This window comes from Pseudomonas sp. 3JA (assembly GCF_036961705.1).
GTDB lineage: Bacteria > Pseudomonadota > Gammaproteobacteria > Pseudomonadales > Pseudomonadaceae > Aquipseudomonas > Aquipseudomonas fluorescens_Q.
In genome coordinates, this window is record NZ_JBAMDJ010000111.1 from 1 (window position 1) to 427 (window position 427).

Annotated in this window: 1 protein-coding gene; it reads right to left on the reverse strand. The window is 65.1% G+C overall.

The features are described from left to right. Nucleotides 1-427: PAAR domain-containing protein (locus V7773_RS30260; protein ID WP_336076503.1), on the reverse strand; the 427-nt coding region annotated here is incomplete at both ends.

Below are 427 nucleotides of genomic sequence, written 5' to 3' on the forward strand. Positions count from 1 at the left end.
TTTGCCCTTGCCGCCCTTGAGCATCAGCAATGCGGTGACCGCCAAGCCCACGCCCGGGGTCTTGCCGCTGCGGATCTCGCGCACCACCACCGAACCGCCGCCAATGGTCACATTGGACGAGATCAATCCAGCCGACACCACCGTCGCATCGCAGGTGCTGCGGTCGCCACTGCGCACGGCGGGCTGGCCGTTGATGGTGACCTTCTCCGAGCCTTCGGCCATGAACTGCGGTGGCATGGGTGGATGCTTGGTGCAGATCACCAGGTCTTCCGGGCGGGTCTCCGTACCGGGGGCGGGCGAGGCGACAGTCGGGCGCCACATTTGCGAGAAGAAATTGCCGGCCATGTCCAGGTAACTGGGTTCTTCTTCCGGCTCGGGCATTTCCAGTTCGGTGCCGGCTGGCGCCACATGGGAAACCACAGCGCCA